This is a genomic window from Shigella sp. FJ200513 (assembly GCF_040495915.1).
GTDB lineage: Bacteria > Pseudomonadota > Gammaproteobacteria > Enterobacterales > Enterobacteriaceae > ECMA0423.
In genome coordinates this window covers 1-17,568 of sequence record NZ_JBDYCV010000082.1, presented here as the reverse complement: position 1 = coordinate 17,568, position 17,568 = coordinate 1, and the positions used below count along the sequence as shown (strand labels likewise).

18 protein-coding genes are annotated in these 17,568 nt (G+C 50.9%); 7 read left to right on the top strand and 11 right to left on the bottom strand.

What is annotated here, in order from left to right:
• Positions 1-322 precede the first annotated feature (322 nt).
• Together nadA and pnuC are read left to right on the top strand one after the other, a co-directional pair.
• On the top strand, positions 323-1,366 hold the full coding sequence (gene nadA, locus ABZJ92_RS15905) for a quinolinate synthase NadA (protein ID WP_000115308.1): 1,044 nt from the start codon (positions 323-325) through the stop codon (positions 1,364-1,366).
• 37 nt (positions 1,367-1,403) lie between these two features.
• A complete protein-coding gene (gene pnuC / locus ABZJ92_RS15900) occupies positions 1,404-2,123 on the top strand; it encodes a nicotinamide riboside transporter PnuC (protein ID WP_000345410.1) in 720 nt (239 codons plus the stop codon).
• Here pnuC and zitB read toward each other — a convergent pair.
• Both zitB and ABZJ92_RS15890 read right to left on the bottom strand, forming a co-directional pair.
• Positions 2,120-3,061 carry a CDF family zinc transporter ZitB gene (gene zitB / locus ABZJ92_RS15895; protein WP_000951294.1) on the bottom strand — a complete coding sequence of 314 codons (942 nt, stop codon included), beginning with the start codon at positions 3,059-3,061 and terminating at the stop codon, positions 2,120-2,122. The genes pnuC and zitB overlap by 4 nt on opposite strands.
• Positions 3,062-3,174: 113 nt before the next feature.
• Complete coding sequence (locus ABZJ92_RS15890; RefSeq protein ID WP_000784351.1) at positions 3,175-3,555, bottom strand: YbgS-like family protein; 381 nt, start codon at positions 3,553-3,555, stop codon at positions 3,175-3,177.
• Positions 3,556-3,870: 315 nt separating this feature from the next.
• Here ABZJ92_RS15890 and aroG point away from each other — a divergent pair, with 315 nt between their 5' ends.
• Complete coding sequence (gene aroG, locus ABZJ92_RS15885) at positions 3,871-4,923, top strand: 3-deoxy-7-phosphoheptulonate synthase AroG (protein WP_001109193.1); 1,053 nt, start codon at positions 3,871-3,873, stop codon at positions 4,921-4,923.
• Between the two features lie 166 nt (positions 4,924-5,089).
• Here the strand turns inward: aroG and gpmA are convergent, their stop codons facing one another.
• The 7 genes from gpmA to modE form a co-directional block, all read right to left on the bottom strand.
• Positions 5,090-5,842, bottom strand: a complete 753-nt coding sequence (gene gpmA / locus ABZJ92_RS15880) for a 2,3-diphosphoglycerate-dependent phosphoglycerate mutase (RefSeq protein ID WP_001295305.1) — start codon at positions 5,840-5,842, stop codon at positions 5,090-5,092.
• Positions 5,843-6,044: 202 nt separating this feature from the next.
• Positions 6,045-7,085: a galactose-1-epimerase gene (gene galM / locus ABZJ92_RS15875; protein ID WP_000931389.1), complete on the bottom strand. Its 1,041-nt coding sequence runs from the start codon at positions 7,083-7,085 to the stop codon at positions 6,045-6,047.
• The gene (gene galK, locus ABZJ92_RS15870) at positions 7,079-8,227 is read right to left on the bottom strand and encodes a galactokinase (protein WP_000053437.1); all 1,149 of its coding nucleotides are present in this window, start codon (positions 8,225-8,227) and stop codon (positions 7,079-7,081) included. The genes galM and galK overlap by 7 nt, the downstream gene beginning before the upstream one ends.
• A 3-nt stretch (positions 8,228-8,230) precedes the next feature.
• On the bottom strand, positions 8,231-9,277 hold the full coding sequence (gene galT, locus ABZJ92_RS15865; protein WP_000191505.1) for a galactose-1-phosphate uridylyltransferase: 1,047 nt from the start codon (positions 9,275-9,277) through the stop codon (positions 8,231-8,233).
• 9 nt (positions 9,278-9,286) lie between these two features.
• Positions 9,287-10,303 carry a UDP-glucose 4-epimerase GalE gene (galE, locus tag ABZJ92_RS15860; RefSeq protein ID WP_001265430.1) on the bottom strand — a complete coding sequence of 339 codons (1,017 nt, stop codon included), beginning with the start codon at positions 10,301-10,303 and terminating at the stop codon, positions 9,287-9,289.
• 260 nt (positions 10,304-10,563) lie between these two features.
• Positions 10,564-12,036 (bottom strand): molybdate ABC transporter ATP-binding protein ModF, encoded by a 1,473-nt coding sequence (gene modF, locus ABZJ92_RS15855; protein ID WP_000096899.1) that lies wholly within the window; start codon positions 12,034-12,036, stop codon positions 10,564-10,566.
• Positions 12,037-12,103: 67 nt separating this feature from the next.
• Entirely contained in the window at positions 12,104-12,892 is a 789-nt protein-coding gene (gene modE / locus ABZJ92_RS15850; RefSeq protein WP_001147439.1) for a molybdenum-dependent transcriptional regulator, read from the bottom strand.
• A 128-nt stretch (positions 12,893-13,020) separates the two neighbouring features.
• Here modE and acrZ point away from each other — a divergent pair, with 128 nt between their 5' ends.
• The 4 genes from acrZ to modC all read left to right on the top strand — a co-directional run bounded on the left by acrZ (position 13,021) and on the right by modC (position 15,860).
• A complete protein-coding gene (gene acrZ, locus ABZJ92_RS15845) occupies positions 13,021-13,170 on the top strand; it encodes a multidrug efflux pump accessory protein AcrZ (protein ID WP_000891515.1) in 150 nt (49 codons plus the stop codon).
• Between the two features lie 166 nt (positions 13,171-13,336).
• Positions 13,337-14,110: a molybdate ABC transporter substrate-binding protein gene (modA, locus tag ABZJ92_RS15840; protein ID WP_000101994.1), complete on the top strand. Its 774-nt coding sequence runs from the start codon at positions 13,337-13,339 to the stop codon at positions 14,108-14,110.
• Positions 14,110-14,799, top strand: coding sequence for a molybdate ABC transporter permease subunit (gene modB / locus ABZJ92_RS15835; RefSeq protein ID WP_000604036.1), 690 nt, complete (start codon positions 14,110-14,112; stop codon positions 14,797-14,799). The genes modA and modB overlap by 1 nt, the downstream gene beginning before the upstream one ends.
• A 2-nt stretch (positions 14,800-14,801) precedes the next feature.
• Entirely contained in the window at positions 14,802-15,860 is a 1,059-nt protein-coding gene (gene modC, locus ABZJ92_RS15830) for a molybdenum ABC transporter ATP-binding protein ModC (protein ID WP_000891695.1), read from the top strand.
• Here modC and ybhA read toward each other — a convergent pair whose 3' ends face one another.
• Entirely contained in the window at positions 15,861-16,679 is an 819-nt protein-coding gene (ybhA, locus tag ABZJ92_RS15825; RefSeq protein ID WP_005049371.1) for a bifunctional pyridoxal phosphate/fructose-1,6-bisphosphate phosphatase, read from the bottom strand. It abuts the gene before it with no gap.
• A gap of 235 nt (positions 16,680-16,914) precedes the next feature.
• Positions 16,915-17,568: tyrosine-type recombinase/integrase (locus ABZJ92_RS15820; RefSeq protein WP_250543915.1), on the bottom strand; the 654-nt coding region annotated here is incomplete at its 5' end.

Genomic DNA, 17,568 nt, shown 5'->3' with positions numbered 1-17,568 from the left:
GTCGTTAGCTCAGTTGGTAGAGCAGTTGACTTTTAATCAATTGGTCGCAGGTTCGAATCCTGCACGACCCACCAATGCAAAAAAGCGCCCTAAAGGCGCTTTTTTGCTATTCAGGCATCCTCAATTTCACTTTGTAAACCTGATGACATCGTCAGAGCTTACTGTGCAAGCAACTCTACGTCGGTGGAATTAGGCGTAATTCGAGTGACTTTTCCCCACCATTCGACTATCTTGTTTAGCATATAAAACAAATTACACCGATAACAGCGAATGTTACGCTAATGTCGGTTTTAACGTTAAGCCTGTAAAACGAGATGGTAAGATGAGCGTAATGTTTGATCCAGACACGGCGATTTATCCTTTCCCCCCGAAGCCGACGCCGTTAAGCATTGATGAAAAAGCGTATTACCGCGAGAAGATAAAACGTCTGCTAAAAGAACGTAATGCGGTGATGGTTGCCCACTACTATACCGATCCCGAAATTCAACAACTGGCAGAAGAAACCGGTGGCTGTATTTCTGATTCTCTGGAAATGGCGCGCTTCGGTGCAAAGCATCCCGCTTCTACTTTGTTAGTCGCTGGGGTGAGATTTATGGGAGAAACCGCCAAAATTCTCAGTCCGGAAAAAACAATTCTGATGCCGACACTTCAGGTTGAGTGTTCACTGGATCTCGGCTGCCCTGTTGAAGAATTTAACGCATTTTACGATGCCCATCCCGATCGTACTGTCGTCGTCTACGCCAACACTTCTGCTGCGGTAAAAGCGCGCGCAGATTGGGTGGTAACTTCAAGCATTGCCGTCGAACTTATTGATCATCTTGATAGTTTGGGTGAAAAAATCATCTGGGCACCCGACAAACATCTGGGGCGTTACGTGCAAAAACAGACGGGTGGAGACATTTTATGCTGGCAGGGTGCCTGCATTGTGCATGATGAATTTAAGACTCAGGCGTTAACCCGCTTGCAAGAAGAATACCCGGATGCTGCCATACTGGTGCATCCAGAATCACCACAAGCTATTGTCGATATGGCGGATGCGGTCGGTTCCACCAGTCAACTGATCGCTGCTGCAAAAGCATTGCCTCATCAGAGGCTTATTGTGGCAACCGATCGGGGTATTTTCTACAAAATGCAGCAGGCGGTGCCAGATAAAGAGTTACTGGAAGCACCAACCGCGGGTGAGGGCGCAACCTGCCGCAGCTGCGCGCATTGTCCGTGGATGGCCATGAATGACCTTCAGGCTATCGCAGAGGCATTAGAACAGGAAGGAAGTAATCACGAGGTTCATGTCGATGAGAGGCTGCGAGAGAGGGCGCTGGTGCCGCTCAATCGTATGCTGGATTTTGCGGCTACACTACGTGGATAACGAATAATAAGGCGTAACGTTACGCTTTGGGGGAAAGATGGATTTTTTTAGTGTGCAGAATATCCTGGTACATATACCAATAGGGGCGGGCGGTTATGATCTCTCATGGATCGAAGCGGTAGGCACGATCGCCGGGTTGCTGTGTATTGGCCTTGCCAGTCTGGAGAAGATCAGCAACTACTTCTTTGGCCTGATCAACGTTACCTTGTTTGGCATTATTTTCTTTCAGATTCAGCTGTATGCCAGCCTGCTATTACAGGTGTTTTTCTTTGCCGCGAATATTTACGGCTGGTATGCGTGGTCGCGACAAACCAGTCAGAACGAGGCGGAGTTGAAAATTCGCTGGTTGCCATTGCCGAAGGCACTCAGCTGGTTGGCGGTTTGCGTTGTTTCGATTGGTCTGATGACGGTATTTATCAATCCGGTGTTTGCATTTTTGACCCGCGTGGCAGTCATGATCATGCAAGCATTAGGATTACAGGTTGTGATGCCTGAACTGCAACCGGACGCTTTCCCGTTCTGGGATTCATGCATGATGGTGTTATCTATCGTGGCAATGATTCTGATGACGCGTAAGTATGTGGAAAACTGGCTGTTGTGGGTGATTATTAACGTGATTAGCGTCGTTATTTTTGCACTTCAGGGCGTTTACGCCATGTCTCTGGAGTACATCATCCTGACCTTTATTGCGCTCAACGGCAGCCGGATGTGGATCAACAGCGCACGTGAAAGAGGCTCACGCGCGCTGTCCCATTAATGGTGATGATGTGAATGGCCAGACACCCCTTCATTCAGGTGGCAGTCTGGCCTATGACAAGGTTGATATTCCATCTGAATGGTGGTGTGCTCAATCTGATAGTGATCCATCAGGTAGTGTTGGATCTGATCCAACAAGGCATCGTGATCGTGTGGCGGGATCACCTGCACATGCAACGTCATCACCGGCTTCTCGCCTACCATCCATACATGTACATGGTGCACATTGCGGACTTCCGGGATTTCCCGGCACATACGACGCTTCAGTTCAGCGATATCCAGCGATACCGGTGCACCTTCAAGTAATTCATTCACGCTATCTTTCAACAGTCGCCACGCGCTACGCAGAACCAGAAGCGACACCAGTATCGAGAGAATGGGGTCAGCAGGTGTCCAGCCAGTCCAGATAATAATCAACGCGGCAATAATAGCCCCAACCGAACCCAGCAGGTCCCCGAGCACATGCAGTGCCGCTGCTCGTACGTTGAGGTTTTTCTCTTCGCTGCCGTGATGAAGTAACCAGAAAGAAAGTATATTTGCCAGCAACCCAGCCACGGCAATTGCCATCATCATGCCTCCCTCGACCGGACGCGGCGTGCGGAAGCGTTCTATCGCCTCCCAGACAATCAAAATGGTAATTACCACGAGGGCGATGGCATTCACAAACGCCGCGAGCGTGGTCAGTCTTAGCCAACCGAAAGTGTGGCGAATGGTGGGAGGACGACGTGAAAATTGCACGGCGAGTAGGGCGAAAAGCAGGGCGGCAGTATCGGTCAACATATGACCCGCATCGGCCAGCAATGCCAGAGAACCAGAAAGAAAACCACCAACGACTTCTACCAGCATAAACCCGGCAGTCACGCCGAAAGCATACAACAAGCGACGAGCATTATTATCTTCTGGCAGGTGTGAGGACGTGTGTGAGTGTGAGTGCGCCATGACGAGTCATCCCTTAATTATTCTCACTTAACTTTATGACATCATACTGCTTTTAGAAGTGAAAAATTAAAAGGGAGAGACTCCGCTCTCCCATTATTGGCTATTTTGCAGGGTTACTGCGTGGTACCGTCGGTTTTGGTATCGACATCATTATTGATGCCATCACCGGTTTGTACCTTTTTATTGATATCCGGACATCGACCATCTTTGCACATGGTGTTCTTGTGCTCTTCATCTTTGGTCATTCCGTCATTGTTCATTGAAGAACCATCCGAATGCAGCATTGTGCCGCCAGAACCGGTATTTACCCCGTTATTGTCGACGTTATTTGGCGCGACATTTTCACGGGCGTCAGGGGCTACCTGGCCCGCATCAGCTGCGGCGTTTGCCTGGCCGTTATTAGTTTGCGCTCCGCTATCGGCAGCCAGTGCGGCACCGCTGGCAAGGCTTAGAGTGGCAGTCAGAAATAATGTGGCCAGTTTTGTCATTTTCATAGGATGCTCCTGTTATGGTCGTTATGTCGGATAACCTCTTCCAACAGTGCATTTGCAGGTGAATATAAGGCATTGGTTTAAGATTTCAGCCAGTTTATGAAACGCAGCAGAGAATCTTGAAATAATTAACAAACAAAGGAGTTACAGTTAGAAATTGTAGGAGAGATCTCGTTTTTCGCGACAATCTGGCGTTTTTCTTGCTAATTCCAGGATTAATCCGTTCATAGTGTAAAACCCCGTTTACACATTCTGACGGAAGATATAGATTGGAAGTATTGCATTCACTAAGATAAGTATGGCAACACTGGAACAGACATGAATTATCAGAACGACGATTTACGCATCAAAGAAATCAAAGAGTTACTTCCTCCTGTCGCATTGCTGGAAAAATTCCCCGCAACTGAAAATGCCGCGAATACGGTTGCCCATGCCCGAAAAGCGATCCATAAGATCCTGAAAGGTAATGATGATCGCCTGTTGGTGGTGATTGGCCCGTGCTCAATTCATGATCCTGTCGCGGCTAAAGAGTATGCCACTCGCTTGCTGGCGCTGCGTGAAGAGCTGAAAGATGAGCTGGAAATCGTAATGCGCGTCTATTTTGAAAAGCCGCGTACCACGGTGGGCTGGAAAGGGTTGATTAACGATCCGCATATGGATAACAGCTTCCAGATCAACGACGGTCTGCGTATAGCCCGTAAATTGCTGCTTGATATTAACGACAGCGGTCTGCCAGCGGCGGGTGAGTTTCTCGATATGATCACTCCTCAGTATCTCGCTGACCTGATGAGCTGGGGCGCAATTGGTGCACGTACCACGGAATCGCAGGTGCACCGCGAACTGGCGTCTGGTCTTTCTTGTCCGGTAGGTTTTAAAAATGGCACAGACGGTACGATTAAAGTGGCTATCGATGCCATTAATGCCGCCGGTGCGCCGCACTGCTTCCTGTCCGTAACTAAATGGGGGCATTCGGCGATTGTGAATACCAGTGGTAACGGCGATTGCCATATCATTCTGCGCGGCGGTAAAGAGCCTAACTACAGCGCGAAGCACGTTGCTGAAGTGAAAGAAGGGCTGAACAAAGCAGGTCTGCCAGCTCAGGTGATGATCGATTTCAGCCATGCTAATTCGTCCAAACAATTCAAAAAGCAGATGGATGTTTGTGCTGACGTTTGCCAGCAGATTGCCGGTGGCGAAAAGGCCATTATTGGCGTGATGGTGGAAAGCCATCTGGTGGAAGGCAATCAGAGCCTCGATAGCGGGGAGCCGCTGGCCTACGGTAAGAGCATCACCGATGCCTGCATTGGCTGGGAAGATACCGATGCTCTGTTACGTCAACTGGTGAATGCAGTAAAAGCGCGTCGCGGGTAAGGTTTAATTGTCGGATGCGCCGTCAGAGTGGCGTATCCGATGAATCACCACAGGCCTGATAAGACGCGCAGCGTCGCATCAGGCAATGTGCTCCATTGTTAGCAACGACAAACAAAAAAGCCGACTCACTTGCAGTCGGCTTTCTCATTTTTTAAACGAATGACGTTTACTTCGCTTTACCCTGGTTCGCAACGGCTGCTGCTTTCGCCGCGATCTCGTCAGCATTACCCAGATAATAGCGTTTCAGCGGTTTGAAATTCTCGTCGAACTCATACACCAGCGGCACGCCAGTCGGGATATTCAGCTCAAGAATCTCTTCTTCGCTCATGTTATCAAGATATTTCACCAGCGCACGCAGGGAGTTACCGTGTGCGGCGATGATTACGCGCTCACCGCTCTTCATACGCGGCAGAATGGTTTCATTCCAGTAAGGGATCACGCGGTCAATGGTCAGCGCCAGGCTTTCCGTCAGCGGCAATTCTTTCTCGCTCAGTTTCGCGTAACGCGGATCGTGACCCGGATAACGCTCATCATCTTTAGTCAGTTCCGGCGGAGTCACTGCAAAACCACGACGCCACTGTTTCACCTGCTCGTCGCCATACTTTTCAGCAGTTTCCGCTTTGTTCAGACCCTGCAACGCACCGTAGTGACGTTCGTTCAGTTTCCAGGATTTCTCAACGGGCAGCCATGCCTGATCCAGTTCGTCCAGCACATTCCACAGGGTATGGATAGCGCGTTTCAGCACAGAAGTGTAAGCAAAGTCAAAGCTGTAACCTTCCTCTTTCAGCAGCTTACCTGCTGCTTTTGCTTCGCTTACGCCTTTCTCAGACAGATCCACGTCGTACCAACCGGTGAAACGGTTTTCTTTGTTCCACTGACTTTCGCCATGACGAACCAGAACCAGCTTAGTTACAGCCATATGCTTACTCCTCAAATCATCTTTTAATGATAATAATTCTCATTATATTGCCGTGACGAAGCAACAGCAATGCTTACGCATAACCATAGCGAAAATAGTGGCGCAGTGTAAGGTTGTTGTGAATATTGAGTTGCAAATATGTCGGTGTTTGCTGGTGATTTGAACAATATGAAGATAAAGCCCTCATGACGAGGGCTTAACATTACTCAGCAATAAACTGATATTCCGTCAGGCTGGAATACTCTTCGCCAGGACGCAGGAAGCAGTCCGGTTGCGGCCATTCAGGGTGGTTCGGGCTGTCCGGCAGAAACTCGCTTTCCAACGCCAGCCCTTGCCAGTCGGCGTAAGGTTCGGTTCCCCGCGACGGTGTGCCGCCGAGGAAGTTGCCGGAGTAGAATTGAAGAGCCGGAGCGGTGGTGTAGACCTTCAGCTGCAATTTTTCATCTGCTGACCAGACATGCGCCGCCACTTTCTTGCCATCGCCTTTGGCCTGTAACAAGAATGCGTGATCGTAACCTTTCACTTTGCGCTGATCGTCGTCGGCAAGAAACTCACTGGCGATGATTTTGGCGCTGCGGAAATCAAAAGACGTTCCGGCGACAGATTTCAAGCCGTCGTGCGGAATGCCGCCTTCATCAACCGGAAGATATTCGTCCGCCAGAATCTGCAACTTGTGATTGCGCACGTCAGACTGCTCGCCGTCAAGATTGAAATAGACGTGATTAGTCATATTCACCGGGCAAGGTTTATCAACTGTGGCGCGATAAGTAATGGAGATACGGTTATCGTCGGTCAGACGATATTGCACCGTCGCGCCGAGATTACCCGGGAAGCCCTGATCGCCATCATCTGAACTCAGGGCAAACAGCACCTGACGATCGTTCTGGTTCACAATCTGCCAGCGACGTTTGTCGAACCCTTCCGGGCCGCCGTGCAGCTGGTTAACGCCCTGGCTTGGCGAAAGCGTCACGGTTTCACCGTCAAAGGTATAGCGACTATTGGCGATGCGGTTGGCATAACGACCAATAGAGGCCCCCAGAAACGCAGCCTGATCCTGATAGCATTCCGGACTGGCACAGCCGAGCAGCGCCTCGCGGACGCTGCCATCGGAAAGCGGAATACGGGCGGAAAGTAAAGTCGCACCCCAGTCCATCAGCGTGACTACCATCCCTGCGTTGTTACGCAAAGTTAACAGTCGGTACGGCTGACCATCGGGTGCCAGTGCGGGAGTTTCGTTCAGCACTGTCCTGCTCCTTGTGATGGTTTACAAACGTAAAAAGTCTCTTTAATACCTGTTTTTGCTTCATATTGTTCAGCGACAGCTTGCTGTACGGCAGGCACCAGCTCTTCCGGGATCAGCGCGACGATACAGCCGCCAAATCCGCCGCCGGTCATGCGTACGCCACCTTTGTCGCCAATCACAGCTTTGACGATTTCTACCAGAGTGTCAATTTGCGGCACGGTGATTTCGAAATCATCGCGCATAGAGGCATGAGACTCGGCCATCAACTCGCCCATACGTTTCAGGTCGCCTTGCTCCAGCGCGCTGGCAGCTTCAACGGTGCGGGCGTTTTCAGTCAGGATATGACGCACGCGTTTCGCCACGATTGGGTCCAGCTCATGTGCAACAGCGTTGAACTCTTCAATGGTGACATCGCGCAGAGCTGGCTGCTGGAAGAAACGCGCACCGGTTTCGCACTGTTCACGACGGGTGTTGTATTCGCTGCCAACCAGGGTACGTTTGAAGTTACTGTTGATGATGACGACAGCCACACCTTTCGGCATGGAAACTGCTTTAGTCCCCAGTGAGCGGCAGTCAATCAGCAAGGCATGATCTTTCTTGCCGAGTGCGGAAATTAGCTGATCCATGATCCCGCAGTTACAGCCAACAAACTGGTTTTCTGCTTCCTGACCGTTAAGCGCGATTTGTGCGCCGTCCAGCGGCAGATGATAAAGCTGCTGCAATACGGTTCCGACCGCGACTTCCAGTGAAGCGGAAGAACTTAACCCGGCACCCTGCGGCACATTGCCGCTGATCACCATGTCCACACCGCCGAAGCTGTTGTTACGCAGTTGCAGATGTTTCACCACGCCACGAACGTAGTTCGCCCATTGATAGTTTTCATGCGCGACAATGGGCGCATTGAGGGAAAACTCGTCGAGCTGATTTTCATAATCGGCTGCCATCACGCGAACTTTACGGTCATCGCGTGGTGCACAGCTGATCACGGTTTGATAATCAATCGCGCAGGGCAGAACGAAACCGTCGTTGTAGTCGGTGTGTTCACCAATCAAATTCACGCGGCCAGGCGCCTGAATGGTGTGAGTGGCAGGGTAGCCAAATGCGTTGGCAAACAGAGATTGTGTTTTTTCTTTCAGACTCATTTCTTACACTCCGGATTCGCGAAAATGGATATCGCTGACTGCGCGCAAACGCTCTGCTGCCTGTTCTGCGGTCAGGTCTCGCTGGGTCTCTGCCAGCATTTCATAACCAACCATAAATTTACGTACGGTGGCGGAGCGCAGCAGAGGCGGATAAAAGTGCGCGTGCAGCTGCCAGTGTTGATTCTCTTCGCCATTAAATGGTGCGCCGTGCCAGCCCATAGAGTAGGGGAAGGAGCACTGGAAGAGGTTGTCATAACGACTGGTCAGCTTTTTCAACGCCAGCGCCAAATCGCTGCGCTGGGCGTCGGTCAAATCGGTGATCCGCAAAACGTGGGCTTTGGGCAGCAGTAGCGTTTCGAACGGCCAGGCAGCCCAGTAAGGCACAACGGCTAACCAGTGTTCGGTTTCGACAACGGTACGGCTACCGTCTGCCAGCTCGCGCTGAACATAATCCACCAGCATTGGTGATTTCTGTTCGGCAAAATATTCTTTTTGCAGGCGGTCTTCGCACTCAGCTTCGTTAGGCAGGAAGCTATTTGCCCAAATCTGTCCGTGCGGATGCGGGTTAGAGCAGCCCATCGCCGCACCTTTGTTTTCAAAGACCTGCACCCACGGGTACGTTTTTCCCAGCTCTGCGGTTTGCTCCTGCCAGGTTTTGACGATTTCCGTCAATGCCGCAACGCTCAGTTCTGGCAACGTTTTACTGTGATCCGGTGAAAAGCAGATCACCCGGCTGGTACCGCGCGCGCTCTGGCAACGCATCAAAGGATCGTTGCTTTCTGGCGCATCTGGCGTGTCAGACATCAAGGCCGCAAAGTCATTAGTGAAAACGTAAGTCCCGGTGTAATCGGGGTTTTTATCGCCTGTCACCCGCACATTACCTGCGCAGAGGAAGCAATCTGGATCGTGCGCAGGTAACACCTGTTTGGCTGGCGTTTCCTGCGCCCCCTGCCAGGGGCGCTTAGCGCGGTGCGGTGAAACCAGAATCCATTGCCCGGTGAGCGGGTTGTAGCGGCGATGTGGATGATCAACGGGATTAAATTGCGTCATGGTCGTTCCTTAATCGGGATATCCCTGTGGATGGCGTGACTGCCAGTGCCAGGTGTCCTGCGCCATTTCATCGAGTGTGCGCGTTACGCGCCAGTTCAGTTCACGGTCGGCTTTGCTGGCGTCCGCCCAGTAGGCCGGAAGGTCGCCTTCGCGACGCGGTGCAAAATGATAGTTAACCGGTTTGCCGCAGGCTTTGCTGAAGGCATTAACCACGTCCAGCACGCTGCTGCCTACGCCAGCACCGAGGTTGTAGATGTGTACGCCTGGCTTGTTCGCCAGTTTTTCCATCGCCACGACGTGACCGTCCGCCAGATCCATTACGTGGATGTAATCGCGTACGCCAGTACCATCTTCGGTCGGATAATCGTTACCAAAAATCGCCAGCGAGTCGCGACGGCCTACAGCAACTTGGGCGATGTATGGCATCAGGTTATTCGGAATGCCTTGCGGATCTTCGCCCATATCGCCCGACGGATGCGCGCCAACCGGGTTGAAGTAGCGCAGCAGGGCAATGCTCCAGTCCGGCTGGGCTTTTTGCAGGTCGGTGAGGATCTGTTCCACCATCAATTTGCTTTTGCCATAAGGGCTTTGCGGTGTGCCGGTCGGGAAGCTTTCAACGTATGGAATTTGGGGCTGATCGCCATAAACGGTGGCGGAGGAGCTAAAAATAAAGTTTTTGACGTTAGCGGCGCGCATGGCGCTAATCAGGCGCAGAGTGCCGTTGACATTGTTGTCGTAATATTCCAGCGGTTTTTGTACCGATTCGGCGACGGCTTTCAGCCCGGCGAAGTGGATCACGGTGTCGATAGCGTGATCGTGCAGGATCTCGGTCATCAACGCTTCGTTACGAATATCGCCTTCAACAAACGTTGGATGTTTGCCGCCTAAACGCTCGATAACAGGCAGTACGCTGCGCTTACTGTTACAGAGGTTATCAAGAATGATGACATCATGACCGTTTTGCAGTAATTGCACGCAGGTATGACTTCCAATGTAACCGCTACCACCGGTAACCAGAACTCTCATAATTCGCTCCATTAGGCTTATGGTATGAAATAACCATAGCATAACAAAGATGCGAAAAGTGTGACATGGAATAAATTAGTGGAATCGTTTACACAAGAATTTAGCCGTTTTTTATGCGCGATTAAGTGATTATAAAACAGAGGGTTTATGAATGATTGCGCTTTTTATCTGAAAAAAGAAGCGGTTTCATGCCTGCATGCGTCGAACCGTTGGCCGGAGAGTGCGCTTAGGCCGCCTCCGGCAAGGTCAGCACTACCGACTCAATATATTTTTGTCAGCACATAGCGATAGAGTCCACCGTCCGGCACGAACTCAAGGCGATGGGTAATACAGGCAGGCGCATCTTCAGCGTGGTGCGAAACAAACAACAATTGCGTTTCACCTTCGCTAATCAGCACATCAACAAAACGGCGGATAAGTTGGCGATTGAGCGGATCAAGCCCCTGTAGTGGTTCATCGAGAATAAGCAACGTCGGATGTTTCACCAGTGCGCGGACGATCAGCGCCAAACGCTGCTGTCCCCAGGAAAGACTATGGAACGGAGCGTCAGCCGTGTGTTTATCAATGCCGAGAATATCCAGCCACTGCTGCACCAGTTTTTGCTGGCGATCCGAAACGACCTGATAAATGCCAATCGAATCAAAATAGCCAGAAAGAATCACATTACGCACGGTAGTGCTGACCCGGTAATCCAGATGCAAACTACTGCTGACGTAACCGATATGCTTTTTGATGTCCCAGATGGTTTCGCTGCTGCCGCGACGTCGGCCGAAAAGCGTCAAATCGTTGCTGTAACCTTGCGGATGATCGCCAGTAATCAGGCTTAATAACGTCGATTTTCCCGCGCCATTTGGCCCGACAATTTGCCAGTGTTCGCCTGGATTCACCTGCCAGCTAAGGTTATTAAGAATGGGGCGATCATTATAAGAAACCACGCCATTGTTCAGCACAATGCGCGATTCGTTGGCGGGTAAGGCGTGACGTGCTGAAGGTTCATCCGGCTCCGGCAGTTGCACACCTTCAAGCTGTTCACTATGCGCAAGTTGCGCGACGAGTGCTTGCTGGAGCAGTTCCTCTTTAGCGCCAGTTTCCGCTAACGTACAATCCGCCAGCACGCCAGCAAACTGGACAAATTCCGGGATCTTATCGAAGCGATTGAGCACCAGTACCAAAGTAATACCGGACTGATGTAACGAGGCGAGTCGCTCAGCCAGCTGCTGACGTGAGGCAACATCCAGGCCATCGAACGGCTCATCAAGAATCAACAAGTCAGGCTCCGACATCAGCGCCTGACACAGCAGGGTTTTTCGCGTCTCGCCAGTGGAAAGGTATTTAAAGCGTCGGTCGAGGAGGGCGGTAATACCGAACTGCTGCGCCAGTTGCATGCAACGCGGTGCATCCTTTACTTCATCCTGAATAATCTCAGCCGTAGTGCGTCCGGTGTAATCTTCGCTAGGGCCGAGCATATCGGTGTTATTCCGTTGCCATTCGTCGCTGACGAGCTTTTGCAATTGCTCGAAGGAGAGACGAGTGATGTGGGAAAACTGGCTTTGCCGTTCACCTTTCAAAAGCGGAAGTTCCCCCGCCAGCGCGCGGGCCAGCGCCGACTTTCCACTTCCATTCGAACCGACAAACGCCCAACTATCACCCGCGTTTAACGTTAGCTGAGGCAATTGCAGCGTTTTTGTGTCGCTAAGACGAAACGTGCCTTGCAAAATTTGCAACGATGACATTTTATATCCCATTTTGTGCAGCGATTACTGACAGGGATACGTGTTTCATAACAAATTGTCAACACGCTTAGCACAGCGTGGCGATAATCACGCTGTCGGCATTAAAGTAGGCCGTGACATTCTGCCCTTGCTGAAGAGAAGTCGCTTCATTTACCGGCACTGTGGCGCACAGTGTTTGCCCGTCGGGTAGCGCCATTAATACTTCGCACTGCTCTGCGCCGCGCTCAATATGACTAATAATACCCGGTAATTGGTTGTCGGCGTTTTGTGCGACCGCTTCGTCCTGAGTAATGCCTACCCACGGCGCTTTTAGCAATATCAACACTTCTTTGCCTTCATCCAGCCCCAGACGTGCGCCGCTTTGTGCGGTAATTGCGACTTTCAGGCGTGTTTTTCCGTCAGCCAGTAAGACATCAACATGCTGTTGAACGTCATCATGATCGCGGGCGGTGATGGTACCGAACCACTGGTTACGGGCGCTGGTTTGCAGTGAAAAACGTGAGATCGCGGCCAGCAGGCTGTTCAGCGGCAGGGCGTCATCGTCACTTAACACATCAAAGGCTTTTTGCTGGATTTGCGCCAGTAAGTCATAGAGCTGAATCAGTCGCTGACCATAGCGGGTCAGTACTGCGCCTCCGCCACCTTTACCGCCTGTTGCGCGCTCGACCAGAATATGCTCACTTAACTGATTCATCTCGTTAATGGCATCCCAGGCGCTTTTATAGCTGATACCGGCATCTTTCGCTCCCTGGCTAATGGAACCGGAAAGCGCAATGTGTTTTAGTAGCGAAATGCGGCGCGGGTCGGCGAATAATTTTTGTTGGAGCTTAAGGGTGAGAAGGATTTCGGCCTGCATAACAATGTCCTGGCAAAAGTCTTATTGTGACGGAAAACGAACGCCACGCAAAGCTGACCGCACAAAAGGGGAGTGCTTTTCTGTGCTTAGCGGTTAGAATAGTCTCATGACTATATCTGGAGTTGACCATGTTAGAGTTATTAAAAAGTCTGGTATTCGCCGTAATCATGGTACCTGTCGTGATGGCCATCATCCTGGGTCTGATTTACGGTCTTGGTGAAGTATTCAACATCTTTTCTGGTGTTGGTAAAAAAGACCAGCCCGGACAAAATCATTGATTCCCTGAGTGCCCGCTTAGTCGGGCATTTTCTTTTTCTCAACTTCCTGCTTTTCCTGCCGATATTTTTTCTTATCTACCTCACAAAGGTTAGCAATAACTGCTGGGAAAATTCCGAGTTAGTCGTTATATTGTCGCCTACATAACGTTACATTAAGGGGTTACCAATGGCTCGTAAATGGTTGAACTTGTTTGCCGGGGCGGCACTCTCTTTCGCAGTTGCTGGCAATGCACTGGCAGATGAAGGGAAAATCACGGTGTTCGCCGCCGCATCACTGACTAACGCAATGCAGGACATTGCTACGCAGTATAAAAAAGAGAAAGGCGTGGATGTGGTTTCTTCTTTCGCTTCGTCATCTACTCTCGCCCGTCAGATTGAAGCGGGTGCCCCTGCGGATCTGTTTATTTCTGCCGATCAGAAATGGATGGATTATGCGGTTGATAAAAAAGCGATCGATACTGCTACGCGTCAGACACTGCTCGGCAATAGCCTGGTCGTTGTAGCACCGAAAGCCAGCGAGCAGAAAGATTTCACCATCGACAGCAAAACTAACTGGACTTCGCTGCTGAATGGCGGTCGCCTGGCGGTTGGCGATCCGGAACATGTTCCCGCTGGCATTTATGCAAAAGAAGCACTGCAAAAACTGGGCGCATGGGATACGCTCTCTCCGAAACTGGCCCCAGCGGAAGATGTTCGTGGGGCGCTGGCGCTGGTCGAACGTAACGAAGCGCCTCTGGGCATTGTCTACGGTTCTGACGCAGTTGCCAGCAAAGGGGTAAAAGTGGTTGCCACCTTCCCGGAAGATTCACATAAAAAAGTGGAATATCCGGTTGCTGTTGTGGAAGGGCATAACAATGCGACAGTGAAAGCATTTTATGATTATCTGAAGGGACCGCAGGCAGCGGAAATCTTTAAACGTTACGGATTTACAACCAAGTAATGATACTGACCGATCCAGAATGGCAGGCAGTTTTATTAAGCCTGAAAGTTTCTTCCCTGGCTGTGCTGTTTAGCCTGCCGTTTGGGATCTTTTTTGCCTGGTTACTGGTGCGTTGCACGTTTCCGGGCAAAGCTCTGCTCGACAGCGTACTGCATCTACCGCTGGTGTTACCGCCCGTGGTCGTCGGTTACTTATTATTAGTTTCGATGGGACGGCGCGGATTTATCGGTGAACGTCTGTATGACTGGTTTGGTATTACCTTCGCCTTTAGCTGGCGCGGCGCGGTTCTCGCTGCCGCCGTCATGTCGTTTCCGCTGATGGTGCGGGCAATTCGTCTGGCGCTGGAAGGGGTTGATGTCAAACTGGAACAGGCCGCAAGAACACTAGGTGCCGGGCGCTGGCGCGTTTTCTTTACTATCACGTTACCGCTGACCTTACCGGGAATTATTGTTGGTACGGTACTGGCTTTTGCTCGTTCTCTCGGTGAGTTTGGTGCAACCATCACCTTTGTGTCGAACATTCCTAGCGAAACGCGAACCATTCCTTCTGCCATGTATACCCTGATCCAGACCCCCGGCGGGGAAAGTGGCGCGGCGAGACTGTGCATTATTTCTATTGCGCTGGCGATGATCTCCCTGTTGATTTCAGAATGGCTGGCCAGAATCAGCCGTGAACGGGCGGGGCGCTAATCATGCTGGAGCTGAATTTTTCCCAGACGTTGGGCAACCATTGCCTGACCATTAATGAAACGCTGCCCGCCAATGGCATCACTGCTATCTTTGGCGTCTCCGGTGCCGGAAAAACTTCGCTGATTAACGCCATCAGTGGACTGACGCGCCCGCAAAAAGGGCGGATTGTCCTCAATGGGCGGGTACTAAATGATGCCGAAAAAGGTATCTGCCTGACGCCGGAAAAGCGTCGTGTTGGCTATGTTTTTCAGGATGCGCGGTTGTTCCCGCATTACAAAGTGCGTGGCAATCTGCGCTACGGCATGTCGAAAAGTATGGTCGATCAGTTCGATAAGCTGGTGGCGCTTTTAGGCATTGAACCGTTGCTTGACCGTTTACCAGGCAGCCTGTCCGGAGGCGAAAAACAGCGCGTGGCGATTGGTCGGGCTTTGCTGACAGCACCGGAATTGCTGTTGCTGGATGAACCGCTGGCGTCACTGGATATTCCGCGTAAACGCGAACTGTTGCCTTATCTGCAACGGCTGACACGGGAAATCAACATTCCGATGTTGTATGTCAGCCATTCGCTGGATGAGATCCTCCATCTGGCAGACAGAGTGATGGTACTGGAAAACGGTCAGGTGAAAGCCTTTGGCGCGCTGGAGGAAGTGTGGGGCAGTAGCGTGATGAATCCGTGGCTGCCGAAAGAGCAACAAAGTAGCATTCTGAAAGTGACGGTGCTTGAGCATCATCCGCATTACGCGATGACCGCGCTGGCGCTGGGCGATCAGCATTTGTGGGTCAATAAGCTGGGCGAACCGCTGCAAGCTGCGCTACGTATCCGCATTCAGGCTTCCGATGTTTCTCTGGTTTTACAACCGCCGCAGCAAACCAGCATTCGTAACGTATTGCGGGCAAAAGTTGTTAATAGTTATGACGACAACGGCCAGGTGGAAGTGGAGCTGGAAGTCGGCGGTAAAACGCTGTGGGCGCGTATCAGCCCGTGGGCCAGGGATGAACTGGCGATCAAACCTGGCCTGTGGCTGTACGCGCAAATTAAAAGTGTGTCGATAACCGCCTGATTAAATCAGGTGGCTATAAATGAACTGGGCAATGCTGTCGGTGGTGTTATCACCAATCACAATGTTGGCGCGCGCTTTTACCGCGTCATCGGCGTTGCCCATCGCCACGCCTGTACCAGCGGCTTCCAGCATACTGATATCATTAAAGTTATCGCCGAATGCCACGACGTTTTCCATCGACCAACCTTGCGCCTCAACCCATTTCGTCAAACGTTTACCTTTGCTGTTGCCGCCGTGTGCAATATCAACCTGATCGTGCCAGGACCATTCACACTCCAGTCCCAGTTCATGTTCGACATGCTTACCAAAATGCTGCAATTGCGGCAGGTCATCGTGCGTCAGGGCGAACTTCCATACGGCGTTAACTTGTTGCGTCGTTTCAGCCAGAGAAGCGACTTGTGTGAAAGTCGGACGCTGTTCCGGCGGCAGGGTTTGCGCCCAGTTAGACGTGCGAATGACATGCCCGGTCGGGTGCTCATAGACCATTGCATCATCGACATACATCAGACCGTGAATGTGGTGTTCATTCAGCATCTCAATGAGTTGCAGGGCTTTATTAACGGGCATTGGGTCCGCTTCCAGCACGGTTTTTGCATGATAATCATACAAATAGGTGCCATTACAGCAAATAGCAGGTGTATCCAGCGCCAGCGCCTGATAAAAAGGATGAATAGCGACGTGATGGCGACCTGTGACGATGATTAATTGATAGCCTGCTTCGCGAGCGCGGGCCAGGGCTTCTATCGATGATGGAAGCAAGGTCTTTTTCGGGGTCAATAAGGTGCCGTCTAAGTCGAGAGCAATCACGCGTGTGGTCATGGCGTATTCCAGATTAAGGTTAAGAATTTTCGTCTGCGCGAATGGTACACCGATACCACTATCGGACAAAATTCTGCGTTTTAATTCAGCATTCACCGCCAAAAGCGACTAATTTTAGCTGTTACAGTCAGTTGCTAAATGCAAAGGAGCATTCATGAAGCAAATGCTCTTTAGGAATTAATTCTTTATAATCAATTAATTACAAGTGGCATTTCGAAATCATTCGAAATTAATTCTAAATGTCTTTCCATTCCCTCCCTCGTCCGTCACGGTATTTATCCGTCATGCTGGATGAACGATGTCCAAGGAGCGCCTGAGTGAAATCACTGCCTTTTTCTGCTGAGTGCAGGCGACCGGATAAACTTCGGATTTCATGAAATGGCGGTGGGTCACCTTCCCATTTCAATCCGGATGTGTCTCGGGCAATCCTGAACTGTGCTGCAATTGTCCTGGCTGTCTTCCCTCCGAGTAACTTTTCGTTTTTACCGTTTATTTTTTTCAAGTTATCCAGTACATCGGCAAGTGTTAAATTCAATCTGGAAATCGTGGTGGGGAGAGAAATGCGAATTTTTGCCCCTGTTTTTTGTTGTTCCACGTATAGCCTGCTATCTCTTATATCCTCCCATCTCATAGCCGCCAGATCTCCTTTGCGCTGTCCTGTTACCAGTGCAAGATCCATGCAAAGGCCGAACCATTCGTTCTGGACGTCTGCTATTTTCCTGATTAACAGATACTCGTCAATTAACAGTCGACTGCGCTTCACTTCAGTTCTGAATGGCCTGGTTGCAGAAGCTGGATCTTCTTCGGCAAGACGGTAATGCTGCCAACTTACTGATTTAGTGTATGATGGTGATTTTAAGGTGCTTGCGTGGCTTCCATTTCCATCAGA